The 14,761-nt window shown below is 42.2% G+C and carries 14 protein-coding genes and 3 pseudogenes; 6 read left to right on the forward strand and 11 right to left on the reverse strand.

Going from position 1 to position 14,761, the window contains the following annotated elements; translation table 11 throughout:
• Positions 1-446: 446 nt before the first annotated feature.
• Positions 447-890 carry a DinB family protein gene (locus ADS79_RS17865; protein WP_049739757.1) on the reverse strand — a complete coding sequence of 148 codons (444 nt, stop codon included), beginning with the start codon at positions 888-890 and terminating at the stop codon, positions 447-449.
• A gap of 119 nt (positions 891-1,009) precedes the next feature.
• On the opposite strand from ADS79_RS17865, the gene ADS79_RS17870 reads away from it, so the two are divergent.
• Both ADS79_RS17870 and ADS79_RS17875 read left to right on the forward strand, forming a co-directional pair.
• The gene (locus ADS79_RS17870) at positions 1,010-1,813 is read left to right on the forward strand and encodes a MerR family transcriptional regulator (RefSeq protein WP_049739758.1); all 804 of its coding nucleotides are present in this window, start codon (positions 1,010-1,012) and stop codon (positions 1,811-1,813) included.
• A 44-nt stretch (positions 1,814-1,857) separates the two neighbouring features.
• Positions 1,858-2,448, forward strand: a complete 591-nt coding sequence (locus tag ADS79_RS17875) for an NAD(P)H oxidoreductase (protein WP_049739759.1) — start codon at positions 1,858-1,860, stop codon at positions 2,446-2,448.
• 831 nt (positions 2,449-3,279) lie between these two features.
• On the opposite strand, the gene ADS79_RS17880 is transcribed toward ADS79_RS17875, so the two are convergent.
• From ADS79_RS17880 to ADS79_RS17890, 4 genes and pseudogenes are all read right to left on the reverse strand, one after another.
• On the reverse strand, positions 3,280-4,068 hold the full coding sequence (locus ADS79_RS17880) for a GNAT family N-acetyltransferase (protein WP_161807305.1): 789 nt from the start codon (positions 4,066-4,068) through the stop codon (positions 3,280-3,282).
• Between the two features lie 203 nt (positions 4,069-4,271).
• Positions 4,272-4,421: pseudogene (locus ADS79_RS36740) on the reverse strand (Na-translocating system protein MpsC family protein); the annotation flags it as partial.
• 259 nt (positions 4,422-4,680) lie between these two features.
• Positions 4,681-4,863: a PaaI family thioesterase gene (locus ADS79_RS36745; RefSeq protein ID WP_084765982.1), complete on the reverse strand. Its 183-nt coding sequence runs from the start codon at positions 4,861-4,863 to the stop codon at positions 4,681-4,683.
• A gap of 199 nt (positions 4,864-5,062) precedes the next feature.
• Positions 5,063-5,644, reverse strand: coding sequence for a TetR/AcrR family transcriptional regulator (locus tag ADS79_RS17890; protein ID WP_049739762.1), 582 nt, complete (start codon positions 5,642-5,644; stop codon positions 5,063-5,065).
• Between the two features lie 203 nt (positions 5,645-5,847).
• On the opposite strand from ADS79_RS17890, the gene ADS79_RS17895 reads away from it, so the two are divergent.
• From ADS79_RS17895 to ADS79_RS17910, 4 genes are all read left to right on the forward strand, one after another.
• Positions 5,848-7,515 (forward strand): MFS transporter, encoded by a 1,668-nt coding sequence (locus ADS79_RS17895; RefSeq protein ID WP_049739763.1) that lies wholly within the window; start codon positions 5,848-5,850, stop codon positions 7,513-7,515.
• Positions 7,516-7,611: 96 nt separating this feature from the next.
• Positions 7,612-8,460, forward strand: a complete 849-nt coding sequence (locus ADS79_RS17900; protein ID WP_161807306.1) for an alpha/beta fold hydrolase — start codon at positions 7,612-7,614, stop codon at positions 8,458-8,460.
• Between the two features lie 229 nt (positions 8,461-8,689).
• A complete protein-coding gene (locus tag ADS79_RS17905; RefSeq protein ID WP_012685646.1) occupies positions 8,690-8,884 on the forward strand; it encodes a tautomerase family protein in 195 nt (64 codons plus the stop codon).
• Positions 8,885-9,026: 142 nt separating this feature from the next.
• The gene (locus ADS79_RS17910) at positions 9,027-9,383 is read left to right on the forward strand and encodes a hypothetical protein (protein ID WP_049739765.1); all 357 of its coding nucleotides are present in this window, start codon (positions 9,027-9,029) and stop codon (positions 9,381-9,383) included.
• Positions 9,384-9,611: 228 nt separating this feature from the next.
• Here ADS79_RS17910 and ADS79_RS17915 read toward each other — a convergent pair whose 3' ends face one another.
• From ADS79_RS17915 to ADS79_RS36750, 6 genes and pseudogenes are all read right to left on the reverse strand, one after another.
• A complete protein-coding gene (locus tag ADS79_RS17915; protein ID WP_141260988.1) occupies positions 9,612-10,409 on the reverse strand; it encodes an SHOCT domain-containing protein in 798 nt (265 codons plus the stop codon).
• Between the two features lie 362 nt (positions 10,410-10,771).
• Positions 10,772-11,698: an Rpn family recombination-promoting nuclease/putative transposase gene (locus tag ADS79_RS17920; protein WP_084765983.1), complete on the reverse strand. Its 927-nt coding sequence runs from the start codon at positions 11,696-11,698 to the stop codon at positions 10,772-10,774.
• Between the two features lie 74 nt (positions 11,699-11,772).
• Positions 11,773-12,090 (reverse strand): annotated as a pseudogene (locus tag ADS79_RS17925) (amidase family protein); the annotation flags it as partial.
• Positions 12,091-13,123: 1,033 nt separating this feature from the next.
• Positions 13,124-14,011 (reverse strand): alpha/beta hydrolase family protein, encoded by an 888-nt coding sequence (locus tag ADS79_RS17940; protein WP_049739770.1) that lies wholly within the window; start codon positions 14,009-14,011, stop codon positions 13,124-13,126.
• Positions 14,012-14,101: 90 nt separating this feature from the next.
• Entirely contained in the window at positions 14,102-14,464 is a 363-nt protein-coding gene (locus tag ADS79_RS36210) for a hypothetical protein (protein ID WP_236700029.1), read from the reverse strand.
• Between the two features lie 93 nt (positions 14,465-14,557).
• Positions 14,558-14,749 (reverse strand): annotated as a pseudogene (locus ADS79_RS36750) (TniQ family protein); the annotation flags it as partial.
• Positions 14,750-14,761 lie beyond the last annotated feature (12 nt).

Consider the following 14,761-nt stretch of genomic DNA (forward strand, 5'->3'; position numbering starts at 1 on the left):
TAACCTAAATTGGTCTAAACGTCTAATTTTTACGAAACGAACTAATACCACCTTAATTGGTCAACAAACACGCTCCCAAGGGGTTCTTAGATGGCAAGTCAAGAGTTACGAATGAACTTCAACTCCCGAATGAAAGTTAATTTTGATGGCGGCGATCTGACTTCGGACGCTGGTCTTCTTCTATATAAAAAATTCGATCATCAAGTCGATCTATCTAAGACTGTGAAGCAAATCCTTGTTGTCGACGATCCGGTTCACGGAATCATCCTAAAGTCGAGGTGGTTCTGCAGAAAATTTATCAGAATGTGGCGGGATATCATACCAGCGACCATGCCGATGATTTGAGCTTTTGAGCCACTTCTGCCCGCGATGCTAGAGAAGAAACGTCTGGCTTCGCAGCCGACGATATCCAGGTTCAATGAAAGGCAAGGATCACTACCGCCAAGTCATTGGAAAACGTCAATGAAGTACTCCCTCACCCGTTCGATTTGGGCAAGGTGATCGCGGACGTGCTGGATACGGAATTCCAGCAATTGCTTAAAAGTGAACCGCCCCGCATCCTCATGCACCCCCACCCGCTCGCTTTGTTCTACTGTCAGATGGCCCAGAATTGTCTGCATACTGGAGCGCAGGAATTGGAACAAAAGCAAATGTTGTTCACGGTCCAATAAATCGTATCCCAAGTCTTTTGCCCATGCGTTTTGGTCAAAGGAAATTAGTAGCGGCTCCTCCTCCGCCAAGACTTTTCTCAGCCTGTGTGTGGACAAAATCTCGGAATCCGTCACATGAATGATAATTTGCTTGAAACGAAGTTCCTCTTCGGCCAAGCCTTCAATGGCTTCACGGTGCATTACGGATCCGCGACCGTACTCTTCAATCAACGCTTCCATTTTTGTCCCCGCCTTGTAATTGAACCTGTTTTCCGCTTATTATATTATTTTAGGAAAAGTTGGAAAAAACTTATCGAAGCCCGTAAGAAGAATTGAAAACAGAGGAGTGATGAAGCCAAATGGAACCCTATTTTCGAATCGGAGAAATATCCGCAATGTTTAACATCCCCCTGCAAACGCTGAGATATTACGATAAAATCGGTTTATTTTCTCCTGACCATATCAATCGAGAAACAGGATATCGATACTATTCTCTGTATCAGCTTCCACTTCTGCATCGGATTAAAAAGTTCAAAAGCATGAACATCCCCTTCTCTGAAATAAAAGAGTTGGCGGCGACACAGTGGAATGCTGACTGGATGGATCATGTTTACTCCGTCCAGCTTGAGCGGCTGGAACAGAAAATGAGAGAGCTACAATCGTTGAAAATAGAGCTCGAAGACAAACGCAATCGTCTCATGGCGTTGCGAGCAGAGCCAAAAAACCAGATTTCCGTTCGGCAATACGAGGCAAGAAAAATATTTTGCAAATTGATTGACGTATCTACATATAAGGAGCAGGAAACCGAATATTACCGCTCATTCCTGCCCTTTTCCAACCAGGTTGATTATATCAATACTGAACCCGGCTTTATTGTGACACAGCCCACTTTCTTTGAAGAACGAACGAATGCTTCCTATTTATTTCTGGTCAACCCGACAGTCGTTCCAGAAGGATTCCGGTCTCATCACATGGCAGAAGGCACTTATTTAACGCTTCTTATCGAAGATAGCCACGCAAACTCTCCTACCTATTACAGTTTGCTCCGTAAACATATTTTGGATCAAAAAATTGAGACAGTGAGTGACATCTACGAATTTTGTTACACCAGTGTGTGGGAATTGCAGGTTCAAATAAACTCCTTGACCCTACAATCATTGTAGGGTTTAGACTGAGGGTACTCTTAGATGAATTTGGAGGAACCCTTATGAAAATACTAGTTGTCTTTGCCCATCCAAGACCAGATTCGCTCACGGCGAGCATGGCGAAGCGGTTCACGGCAGGCTTGACCGAAGCAGGACATGAATTCGAAATCGCCGATTTGTATGCCGAAGGATTCAATCCGATCTTGCATACAATCGATGAACCTGATCGGAGTAATCCGAACAAAGCATACTCAGACGAGGTGCAGCGCGAAATGGATCGGATCCGAGCAAGCGATGCATTGGCCTTTCTTTTCCCGATATGGTGGTATAGCATGCCTGCCATCATGAAAGGATACATCGATCGGGTGTGGAACTATGGATTTGCCTACGGAACAAGCAAATTGCCAGTTCAAAAAATAAGATGGATCACCATGGTTGGCGAGACTCAGAGTCAATTTGAAAAACGCAATTATCATTTGATGGTGGAGCATCACCTGAACGTAGGCTTGGCGCAATATACCGGCGTTCAAGATACCCAAGTACACTTTATGTATAATTCATATGGAAAATTTGATGGTAGCTCGAAAGAAAAGAGCGAGGCTCATTTTGCCACGTTATTGAACGAGGCTTATCAGATCGGGCAAGCCTTTTAATTAGCCAGATGGGGAATATCCCTTAACATACGCTCTTCACTACTTTTACCTTGCGATGTCTTCCATCCCAATGAAAATAACGATCTGAACGTTGAGTCACATTGTCGCAAAGCATTTGCTTTTCAGATTCTTGAAACGGTGTATGAGCCCCAAAAAAAGTCCTGCGCACGTGCAACGTGCTTGTGCTTAGCAATATCGACGCTGATAATTAACGTGTGAAGTAAGTTGAGCAATCTAATCATTTTGGTTATAATTCATTTACAGCCTCCGAGTATTAGAGTTCGTCCTTTTTGCTGGCCAGCTCAGGACAACACTATGATATCAAGAGGCCCTTTTTATGCTCAAACGTCATTCTTCTTCATTACAGGAATGCTGCCCGTTAGGTTAACAAAAGAAGCTACCTCAGAAGGCAGCTCTTGTTTTTACTGTTATGCAACTACCGAACTCCGTTAGCGCAATGAACTATGCTCCCTCTAGTATTGATTGTGGCTGCTCTCGCTTTGAGCTTGCTTTTGACAATGCTACATCCCGTTAGATTTGTTACTGCCTTTTTAAGCTTTTCCCTGGCGGCATGGACCAGATGGCGATATCGCAAAAGAAGTATATGCGGAACTTTCCATCTTGATCTGCTACCAGCTATTCCGAGCGTTGTTTATTTCCTTGGTCGTGCCCCCTATTTTAAAGGTCATATAGCAAAGCGAAAGCGGCTGTAAGCTAGCAGCTATATCACTCCAAGCTTTGTGTACGAGATTCCCTGCTAAGAAATAAAAAGAGCATGATTTGAAACTCCGATCAAAGCATGCTCGACTGTTTTCCATGGACTACCAAGCCTTACTCAAAAACAACCATTTCTCCTACTTCATGAAATCCTGCTTTCCGATAAATGTTGATTCCATCTGAAGAAGCTTGTAAGACGCAAGGTTTCCCTTTGCCCTCCTCTTTAATCCGCTGGAGCAGATAGCCAAACATTGTGCTGCCGAGTCCTCTTCCTCTATATTCTTGCCTTGTCATTACATCATAAATTCCATAACTGCTATCTGTTTCAATCAAGCAGCCCGTAGAAACGGCTTTACCATCCAAAAGGCCAATAAACCACTGTTGGTGTGGATGAGCAGAAAAGCTCGCCGCTGCTTGATCAAATAACCGTATGAGGACCTCTTTCTCAGGACTGCCCTCAAACAAAGATTGAAAAATGGCAGCATAGCTACGAACATCGTCTGCATTTAGTACCTTCTTGATTTCAAAACGGTCAGAGTGCATGGGTGAAACTGTCTTGATCGCGTCACTTTCTAATTTCATGGTAGCGTTTCGCTCAGCTTCCGCAAGCCCGAGATCAGTCAACAGCGCTACAAGCTCGTCTGTCAAAAAGCGCTGATCTGTCCAAACACATACAGGAAACCCCTTGTCTGAAAAGGAACAAATGGCTTCCTCTACATTCGTTAGCGCATCTTGGGGCAATACTGACAACGGAATAAGTACATTAAATGTATCGGATGGCAAGCCAGAGTCAACGGCGATTACATACTGATTTTCATTGACATGCGCGCCTGAAATCCATGATGGAAGAGCGGTTGTTTTCTTTACAAAATTATCTAAAACCAAATCTTGATTTGAGAACATATTGATCACCATTTTCCCATTGAATGAAAGAGCGCTCTTAAAATGCATTATACCTACAGATTTCCAATATTCATATCCAGTTCACCGATTCTCAATCCTCCCATAATATTCTGACTTTTAACCTCGTCTCTGCAAAAAAAACCAGCCCAACACTCAAGCGCAAGTGTCAGCTGGCTCCATTTCTCATTTATGGTATATCGATTCTTTTTGGAATCAAGTGGCCTATCGAATACAAATACAGTCATGGCGATATCTTCTTCGATATTGATATCGGAAAAAATACGAACGATTTTGGCCTTCGTCAAATCTTCGTGCTTTGTCACGACCTCTGGATTCGTATAAATCTTTTTCACCAATTATGTACGAGGGCTGTGACCTACTCCCCATCAGCTTCATGGTGGCAGCAGCTCATCTTAGTTGTAACGGTTGGATACCTCATAGTAACGTCGTGATACGGTTCTCCGTGCTGTCAATAACGGAAAGCTTGAAAAAGACCATCCTGTGGAAAGGATAGTCTTTTCATTGAAGGACTCGCTAGATATTCTTTGTTTTTGTTATAGCTTTCCAATTAGTGCTTCAACTGGTACTCCATTAATTTTAAGACCTGAAATGTCACAGTCTTTTACCGTACCATATTGGCCTTAGAAAATTAATTTTCAGTTCAATTGTAGTAAAGCTTTCCTCCAATTCAAGAGTCGTCCCAAAAGCCACACCCATAGCAATATCTGCAAGCGTGCTTGTTATCCCCCCGTTTAGTGTTCCTTGCGGATTAGAATGGCTCTGGGTCTCTTCCATCTCAAAATTGACTTAACCGGGAGCAATGTCTATAGGTTTTATTCCAAGAAGCTGTTCCACAGGCGACGCCTGCATTTCACCTGTCAACGCTTTTCGGTAACGTAATAAAAGCTCGTTCATAAGGCAATATCCTTTCCGAAAAACTCCTGAATTTTACTCATAATACCTGCAGCACTCCTACACTGTATTTTTTCGACCATTACTCAACGATTAACGAAATCTGTCGTTTGATCAAAAGCTTTGCAGCACTGCGAAAATAGTCGGTGTGATAAGAAGTCCGATCTAAGTACGCCGTCATGAGAGCGCCATTGAATAGCATCATCAATTGAGCGGAGAGCGTTTCGGGTTCTCCCGCTCCGGCCCGTTCGGCGATTAATGACAGGTTACGTTGCGTCTCTCTGTGGTACGTAATAACGCGTTCCTGGCTAGGGTGGTTCTTATCGGGAAACTCTACGGCCGCATTCAAAAAAGGACATCCACGGTAACCCGGTTGTTCCACTCTGGCGCCCAGACATTCCACCAAGTAATAAAGTTGTTCGACTGAATCTTCGGGATACCGTTTCCCCGCCTCTTCGAACGGTTTCATAAAGACATGGTAATACTGCTCCAAATACTCCACGATAAGATCGTCTTTGGTTGCGAAATTTCGGTAGAAGCTTGCTTTCGCCACACCGGATTCTTCAATGATCCGATCGATCCCGACAGCCCTCACGCCCTCCCGGTAAAATAAATCGGACCCCGTTCGCAAAATTCGCTCTTTTGCAGTTTCTTTTTTCTTCATAGGATTCACCTCGATCAAAATTATCTCTCGTACACCGTTGACACGGTACAGATCTGTCTGTATGATAATGTTGCGAATGATACAGACCTGTCTCAATCAATATTATGAGAAAGCCCGTCATCTGTCAATCAAAGCTATCGATTTGGAGGTCATAGCGTCCCCCCCGATGACAGAAAAATTTCCGGGTGAAAGGAGATTTTCCCGTGTCCAGTTTACCTAAATCCATTCCCCTTGATCAGCAAGGTGCCTCTTTGGAAGCTCGTCCACGACCTTGGCTGGCGCTCGTCGTCATGCTTCTGTCCGTATTTATGACGATTTCCAGCATCTCTTTCGTCAATGTTGCAACGCCGTCGATCCAACGCAGCCTGCACGCCAGCTTTGCCGATGTCCAATTTGTCATAACCGGCTACACGCTGGCATATGCAGTATTTCTCATTATCGGAGGGCGTTTGGGAGATCGGTTCGGCAGGAAGAAAATATTGTGGATCGGAGTAGCCGGTTTTACGGTAACCTCCTTGTTATGCGGTCTTGGCTCCGATGTCAACGTACTCATCTATTTTCGGATCGTTCAAGGTCTCTGTGCCGCTCTCATTGCACCGCAGGTGCTGTCGCTGATCCAGGTCAATTTTCCGCCTGCCAAACGCGGGTTGGTGTTCGGATTATACGGTGCGACTCTTGGGGTCGCAGGTTCAACAGGGCAAGTGATCGGCGGACTTTTTTTGCATTGGAATCCGTGGGAGCTGGATTGGAGGGTGGTGTTTTTCGTCAGCTTCCTGATTGGCCTCGTCATCCTGGCGATGATCCCACCCATTCAGGAGTCGAAAGAATCCAATGCTTTCAAACTGGATTGGATTGGAGCGCTGATCGTTGCTGCCGGCCTGTTCATGCTCGTTTATCCGCTCGTTGAAGGCGTGAAAGAGGGTTGGCCTTTTTCGATATCTCTTTGCCTCAGCTTATCGCTTCCCGTTCTTGCCGTGTTTGTTTGGTATGAACTCAGGCTGACCCGCCGCGGCGAAATCCCGCTCATGAATGTGTCGTTGTTTCGTCAAGGTGTATTTACGATAGGTATGATCATCGTCTTACTGTTCTATTGCGGCCAAGCTGCTTTCTTTTTGGTGTGCACATACTTTTTGCAGATCGGATTGGGTTTAACGGCATTGCAATCGGGTTTGCTTTTACTGCCTACGGGGATTGGCGTAATTCTCGCCTCGCTGTTATCGTCCAAAGGCATCGCCAAGTTTGGTGTGCATGTCTTAACTTTTGGCGCGATTCTTACGGTAATCGGTTATTTGAGTCTTGTCTATTCCGTACATAAGACGGGAACCTCCATTGCCGGATACGAATGGATACCCGCTTTCAGCCTGATCGGACTCGGCCAAGGATTCATAGCCGCTCCGCTCACGAACGCGATACTTGCAAAAATCCGGAAAAACGACATTGGCTCTGCCTCCGGAATCGTTACGACGGGAACGCAAGTTGGCTACGCGCTCGGAATCGCCTTGATTGGCATTGTCTTATTAAACGCATTGGGGCAGAACGCAGACATTGTCAACGAACAGCTTGCTCCTCAATTGCATCAAGATTTGGTGGCTGCTAAATTCACTACCGAGCAGGCGGATGCAGTCGTGACAACATTCAAATCCTGTTATTCAGAATACGCACATTCCAGCGATCCGACAAACATTCCGGCCGTTTGCCAATCGATAACAGCCGCTCCTGAAGTGAAAAGCTTGTTTGCCGAAAGCATTTCACTCGCAAACAAGCAAAATTATGCCGATTCCTTCATTCTTTGTATCTATGTATTATCCGGTTTTTCGGCTGTTATTATCCCGCTCATGTTCGTTTTATCCAGGAAAAGAAATGTGAGCTAATTGAGTATTATAGAGGAGGTGATGCCAAAACAGGTAATTGCTAGTGAGATAGTTTTGTCAATTCTGCCCAATTGCAAACCGGAGGTAACTGAAATAATGGAGAAAAAGCTTCTGACAGTTAATGACTCAAGAATTGCGTATATTGAGACTGGGGAGCCTTCGGCGCCACCCGTTCTTCTCTTGCACGGATTTCCCGAGACGTCGCTGATGTGGGAGGCCATTGTTCCGACACTCCAGAAAAACGGTTATAGGGCCATCGCTCCCGACCTTCCCGGTTTCGGACAAAGCGAACCTATGCGACAAGCTTCAACGTGGGAAAACTATATCGACTTTATTACCCGGTTTCTCGATGCGCTTAGGATTGCGGACGTTCATCTGGTCGTTCATGATTGGGGGGGCTTAATCGGCTTGAGGTGGGCCTGCGATCATTCTGCTCGAGTAAAAAGTCTCGTCTTGAGCAGTTTTACTTTTTCGCTTGACTATGAGTGGCATGAGCTGGCACAAGCTTTCAGAACCCCTCAAAAAGGGGAAGCGGTCTTCAAACAGTTAGCCGAGAATAAGGAACTGTGGCAAGAACGGATGAGAACGCTCATTCCTGCCGTCACCCGAGAGCAATTGACCGATTTTTACGGCATTTATAAGTCTCCCGAATCGAGAAGGGTTGCTTTGGAATTATACCGATCCGGCGATCTGGATAAGCTGGTTCCGTATCAGGAGAAACTGAAGCAGATGGAATGCCCCGTAACCGTTATTTCCGGCGAAATGGACATGTTTGTTCCCGTATCGTTTGCTTCCTCCTTCCAAGACCTCATCGCCCATGCGAATATCCATAAACTTCCGGATGCGGGTCATTTCGTCTATATGGAACAAACGGAAATCGTATCTGGAATCATTGCCGATCATTTTGTCAAAATGAACCTAGGAGGAAAACCGATGAACACGTAAAACAACAACGATTTATTGGGAACGCTAGTCTGATACTTTATTTTTCAGTCTAAAGGTTTATTTTCTTTTAACAACAAAGCCACTAGGAAGATAAAATAAAATTAGGCTAGCCACAATAACTATTTAGTTAAATGTTTTTCAGTCATTAAATTTGTTGAAAGGTTATTGAAACGATCACTTACCTTGTTCGTCTATGCTAGTAAATAATCTTGATTGGAGATGTGAACCAATGCCATATATCAACCTCCAGATAACCAAAGGTGCAACCCGTGATCAGAAAGCTCAGATTGTGAAAGAGTTCACCGAAACACTTGTTAACGTTCTTGGCAAAAAGCCGGAACATACTCACATCGTTATTGAAGAGATTGACGATGAAAACTGGGGTTATGCGGGCATTCTCACTGACGATTTCAGAAAACTTTAAGCGTGTTTCGTAAAAGTTCCAGTTTGATTCTGGGACTTTTTTTATTACACATTTTGTAAAAAAAGGATAGCCATCATCAAAACAGAACTTCTTATCTTAATCAGAAAGGTGGTCTAACAGTGGAAAAACGGATTTATAAACATTGGATACTTTAACTGATGAAGAGATTAAGAAGATCCTAGCAAGTGGCAGCTTTAATGAATTAGCCATGCTACCACTTTCTGTCGGAATGCACCATGCAAACTGGAAAATAGCACAAACTCTCTGCGTTAAACTAGCTGGCCACACTGATGAAAGAATTAGAGCAAATGCTATTTTAGGTTTAGCTTATATCGCAATGACTAAAGGGAAATTGGAGAAACATATTGTAAAACCTTTACTATTAAGAGAGTTACGAACTAACGTGGAATACAAATGGCGAATAATCGATTCAATCAACGATATTAACCAATTTTTGAATTGGAAGATTGTCGTCAAACCGCTTCATAATGAACCGTAGATTAGCACTAGAACTAACTTAATGAGCAGTTTGTTAAATCCACATTAGAATCGCTTGTATGAATCGTGGTAAAATTCTTCCAGACAAATTTCTGGAGGTTTTTTTATGAATTGTATTGAGATTGAAGATGAATCTGAATTTATACAACGGTTTCCGCTTATCCATGAGCGTATCCTGAAAGAGGCTGCCAGGAATTCGATTTTGTTGGCGGAACCCCAAATACGAATCTTACCCTAAAAGCTTTTTCTTTTGTTTGTTGTACTCATCTTCTGTTATCATTCCCTCTTTTAATAAAGAAGATAGTTTCACTAATTGATCTATGGAATTAGTTTCAGTTTGAAAGTTCTGCTGATTGTTTTTATCATTTCTACGGTCTTCCTCGTCAGCTTTACGAATTAGAACACTGATGAGATTGTGCCAATGATTTGCATCTTTAATTGCGGCCTGATAAGATGGGTGATCCTTTTTCACAAATGTATCTTCTACTTCTAAGAAATTGAGATGAAAAATAGGTTCATTAGTATCATTTACGATTATTCGCAAATCAATCTTCTTGACTTTGTTAATTGTGTTTTGTTTACCTGATAGTCCTCCTATTATTAATCCTGGAACCCCAGCAATAAGGCCTCCAACTAATGCACTTCCTATTTGACTTGTTCTGGATGTACTTGTTGATTGAATGCCATCTTCAAGTATCTCTGACTGTAATATGTCTTGATATGTAAATTTTCTTTTTGTCTCTCCTTTAATCAAGTAAACTACTTTTTTATTTTCATCCAAGATGATTGATGAATTTTTATCTTTGCCAGTGTATTCTTGTGAAATATGTAGATCGTTATAGAGTAACTGAGTCCTAACTTGGTGTAACTTATCTTCCCTTCTACTTAGTTCCTCACGTTTTTGCTTTTTATCAAAAGCTGCAATCCACATTGCTCCACCAATAAATGAAAGAATAGTCAAAAGTCCACTACCATAGATCATAAAAATAGAAGTAACAATTACAACTATAACCACCCTAATTAGCACTGAATGATTCCTCCACACTACATTATAGTAAAAGATTTCCACCTGTTCATAATATTCGATATTAAAATGAATCGTCAAGGAAAGCTCCCTCTTTAATGCTAATCAGCAATACACTCTTCAACCAATACATAATTAACAATAACCAGTCATGGCAGCAATGATAATTCAATAAACATTTAATGAATACTTCTGATAGTAAGTAAAGAATTAATGTAAATCCATCCATTGTGCTGCTTGTATCTTAAATTCGCTTAAGGAAAAACAACTTTCCATCTCTATTATTTTGGCTTTGAGAAAACACAAAAGACCCTGTATCGTTTGAATAGACACAAGGCAGTTGTTGGGTATGTCTTGAACTGCTATTAATGAAGCTGTTGTTTTATTTTTTCGATTTCGTCTAAAGGAAGTTTGGTCAGTTTTGCTACACGCTCTGGACTGTCGCCTTCAGTAAGCATCTCCCTAGCAATTTCCAATGCTTTCTGCCGCTCTCCTTCCGTTCGTCCTTCCTCTCGTCCTTCCGCCAGACCTTCTTCTCTTGCTTTCTGTTGACGTATCTCAGCTTCCCGTACTGCTGCTATTTCATCCAAAATTGCTTTACGTCGAGACTCATACTCTACCCACTTCTTCTCGTCCCGACTTAAGTCTTCCCATGCTTCAAAAGCTTGCTTCATAACCGGATCTTGCACAGCAATCGCCTCCAATTCCCTACGAATTTCCACGTGATCGTCTGCCTCGAGCAATAGCAACCATCTCTCCAACCCGTTGTTGTGAGGATTAACCTTCCGTTGTTCCCACTTTTCCATCAACTTCGGAATCTCCATGAAATGAATCTCTAGTACGTCCGTCAGTGGAAACTGTTCTTGATCTTCGTACAAATGGAAAGTTGTATGGAATAGCTCTGTCTCATGAAGAAAACGAAAATTGAGGATGTTGATCGTGATCGTTTTACTCAAATCAGTGTAAGGTAATCCCTTTTGCATTTGAGCAGCGTAAATGCGTGACCAGTAATACAGAGTACGTTTTTCCATGTCGAACTTGTTTGCCAACTGAATCTCGATGTTAACATGCTCACCTTGTTCCGTCTTGGCGTGAATGTCCAGTATAGATGCTTTGTCCTCAATGTGCTCCCGATTGATTTCAGGATTAAGAATTTCCACGGATGCAATTTGCTTTTCTTTTGGCAGTTGGAGTGCGGCATTCAGAAAGGCCTGAAGAATTGGTTCGTTCCCTACTTTACCAAAGACCTGTTTGAAGGCGAAGTCGATTTTCAAGTCCATTAGCTTTGTCAAGCCATCACTCTCCCTTATCCGTTCCTTGTATGTATTACCATTATACCACCGGAACTCTTTCCAAACACTCTAGTCTAAGTCACCATCCAGATATATTCGCTGTTCTGTCGACAAACATCAATAGTCTGGGTACCGAAAATCGAGTCCTGATTACATACTTCAGCATTTTGGAGCTGCAGAGGTTTTTGCTGCGACAACTGTGGAAGTTTCGGAAAAGGATTGATCATTTCAAAGGTACGGGCAGCCACAAGGATACGATAGTCATCCCCCAATGGTCCGACGATCTGCCACCCCATCGGAAGGCCGCGCTTGTTCAGTCCGCACGGCACGCTGATTGCTGGGTGATGCGTAAAGTTGAAAGGATACAGGTATTGGCCGAACAAGCAGCAGACGCGCTCCCGCTTTACTGCCGCATCCGTTGTAGGCGTGTGTGTACTATTGCGACATTATAAAGCTTCACACAGCGTCAACCTCAAGTATGTTAGCTGCAGTATCCTCTTTTGACTATGCTTGAAGTACCCATCCTTTTGCTTCGAATTGATCGCGATACATCGATGCGTAGCGGGCATTGAGGGCTATCAATTCTTCATGGGTCCCACTCTCTGGAATCGTTCCGTTTTCAAGGAATAAAATTTGATCTGTATGTTGAATGGTATTTAATTTATGAGCGATGACCACAACCGCCTTTCCATTCACTAATTCATTACATACTACTCTTCATCGGGTCGCACAGATGTAAATGGTGTGCTTTCTTGAGCAATTTTTCGAAGCATAGGTAGTCTGCATCGAGGCAGATATCGAGCTAGGCAAAAATAGAACTGCTCGTGGAACTCGCCCGGCTCGGTTTCGGTACGGAATAAGTGTCTCAATCGTTCGTTTGCAACTAAAGAGCTGGAAGACGGCTTGCTGTTTGAGCTCCATGCCCAATGGACCATTACATTGCCGGGATCGGAATCGCGCCCCCCGCAGCGATATGTCGTTGTCAGTTCCCTATTCTCAAATACTGATGGCTTTCTTTGGGGATCGTGACGATAAAATCCAGAAGAAAAATAAAATGGATGAAAATTGAAACTGAGAAAGTATGTTATCGTATAAAAATAGAAATACATTTTCTGGGAGGGTATATTGAGAAATATATTCGCTTATTCCATAGGTGGATTACTAGTTGCTGTAATCCTCTCGTTTTACTTTGGCTTCATTGCTCTTGGATGCTTTTTACTTTTTGTAGCTCTTACTCTCATGAACGCAATTAGCAAAATATCCAAATCCGACCATCAGATTCATACGCATCGTGTTCAGTCAAAAGATGATTTTGACCGTTTTTCGAGATAGTGTTTCTTGCTCAGTAGAAATGCCTAAGACACAGACAAAAAAGCAGAACCTCGTAATGTCCTAGAACGGGATTCTGCTTTTTTGTCTGTGTTTCTAATCATCGTTTAACATCTTGTCTTCAAGATGAGTATCAAACCAGGAGAAGATTTCCAGATGTGCTTCCTCATAGTAGTTCCCAAGTGAATGACTTCCAAAAGGGTAGACGATTAGTTTATGCGGCATACCGAATTCGTTTAATCTTTCATCCAATTTCTTTGAATGTTCGACATTGACATCAAGATCGTTGTCTCCATGAAGTATTAATGATGGTACATGTAACTTTTCTGGCCAATAAACAGCAGATCTTTCTTCATATTCAATCTTCTTTGTTTCAGGATTGCCAATTAATTCGTCGAGAAGGCTCTTTATCTCTTTACGCTCTGAAGAAAACTTCATTAGATCAGACGGTGCACCTATTACCGCCGCTACTTTTACATCTATGCCTTGTTTAATCGCTAGGTAACTCATCATTCCCCCTCTTGAATAACCTAACAACACTTTTCTACTGGGATCTGCATACGAAAGATGATTCGCCAATTTTGAAAAGTTTATTATGTCGCTTACATCTTTTCCTCCATATTCATCCTGCCCCTCTCCTCCGTCAGCTCCACGGTACTGTGAGGCAACAACTATGTACTGATGACTTGCTAAGTAAGCGAGATACTTTATTGAATTCTCATCAAGCTTTCTGTATTCTTGATTTCCCCCCCGGTTGAAAATTAAAACGGGAAGTTTTTCTGTTTGCATTCTTGTTGGTTTTAATATAAATCCGACAACATGTGTATCGTCGCTATTATATCTTATTTTATTCACCTCAATTTCTACGCCGTCTTTTCCTTTTATGGTACTTTGCTCGATTGTTTCAAAATCCGAGTTAGTTGTACAGGAAGTCAGTAGAAATAACACTACTAGTAATGGGAGTAGGAGATTTACCTTTTTCAAATCTGATCACCTCCACTCATTTGGTTTCCTCTGTTACTTGACTCATTTACTGGTGGACTATCCAGTTACACCAATAAGAAAGTCGCTACGCTAGTAGCGACCGAGTACCCGTGAAAACCGGATTTTTAAATCCCTTGCTTTTTTCTTATCTGTTATTAGATCAAGTAGGTTATAGAAATTATGTGGCCAATTCATAAAAGCATGAATAACTTCCTTTATCATTTGATGTAGTTCTATATTACTCATACTTGAAGTTTCGAATCTCTTCTTATCCAATTCTTTAATTTCCAATAAGGTATAGTTAATTAATAGATTTATATCAAGTAATGTTAGCTTTTTTAGTAGAAAATTATTAATCTGTAACTGATTAACATGGTCTCCAAGAGTCAATGAATGAATTAAATCTGCTAGCAGAGTTTCTTCTCTGGAAACTGTCACTACTTCGCCTTCCACATATCGAAAACCACATCTACACTTAGAAAGAGAATTTACATTCCACATTAGCTTCTTGTTACACGAATAGCAGCTGTCAATTAATATGCATTGATGGATGGGACATACAGTCACAAATACCATTTCCCATATTTTCTTGAAATACAATTTATCTTTTAAGCATCTTGGACATAGTTTTAGTTTTCTACTCTGAACATAGCACTTAGGGATTTTTACATTAGGATCCGTTTTTGCTATAATGCTCCCATAGGTTGAGACACGGGAGAGTGATAAATAAGTTATAATGAAGCTATGGAA

It is taken from the genome of Brevibacillus reuszeri (genome assembly GCF_001187725.1).
GTDB classification, from domain to species: domain Bacteria; phylum Bacillota; class Bacilli; order Brevibacillales; family Brevibacillaceae; genus Brevibacillus; species Brevibacillus reuszeri.

Excerpts from the sequence above, each read along its gene's own strand:
- ADS79_RS36745 (WP_084765982.1), bottom strand. The coding sequence starts at position 4,863 with ATGGAAGAGACCCAGAGCCATTCTAATCCGCAAGGAACACTAAACGGG.
- ADS79_RS17870 (WP_049739758.1), top strand. The coding sequence starts at position 1,010 with ATGGAACCCTATTTTCGAATCGGAGAAATATCCGCAATGTTTAACATC.
- ADS79_RS17875 (WP_049739759.1), top strand. The coding sequence starts at position 1,858 with ATGAAAATACTAGTTGTCTTTGCCCATCCAAGACCAGATTCGCTCACG.
- ADS79_RS17890 (WP_049739762.1), bottom strand. The coding sequence starts at position 5,644 with ATGAAGAAAAAAGAAACTGCAAAAGAGCGAATTTTGCGAACGGGGTCC.
- ADS79_RS17905 (WP_012685646.1), top strand. The coding sequence starts at position 8,690 with ATGCCATATATCAACCTCCAGATAACCAAAGGTGCAACCCGTGATCAG.
- ADS79_RS17880 (WP_161807305.1), bottom strand. The coding sequence starts at position 4,068 with ATGTTCTCAAATCAAGATTTGGTTTTAGATAATTTTGTAAAGAAAACA.
- ADS79_RS17865 (WP_049739757.1), bottom strand. The coding sequence starts at position 890 with ATGGAAGCGTTGATTGAAGAGTACGGTCGCGGATCCGTAATGCACCGT.
- ADS79_RS17900 (WP_161807306.1), top strand. The coding sequence starts at position 7,612 with ATGGAGAAAAAGCTTCTGACAGTTAATGACTCAAGAATTGCGTATATT.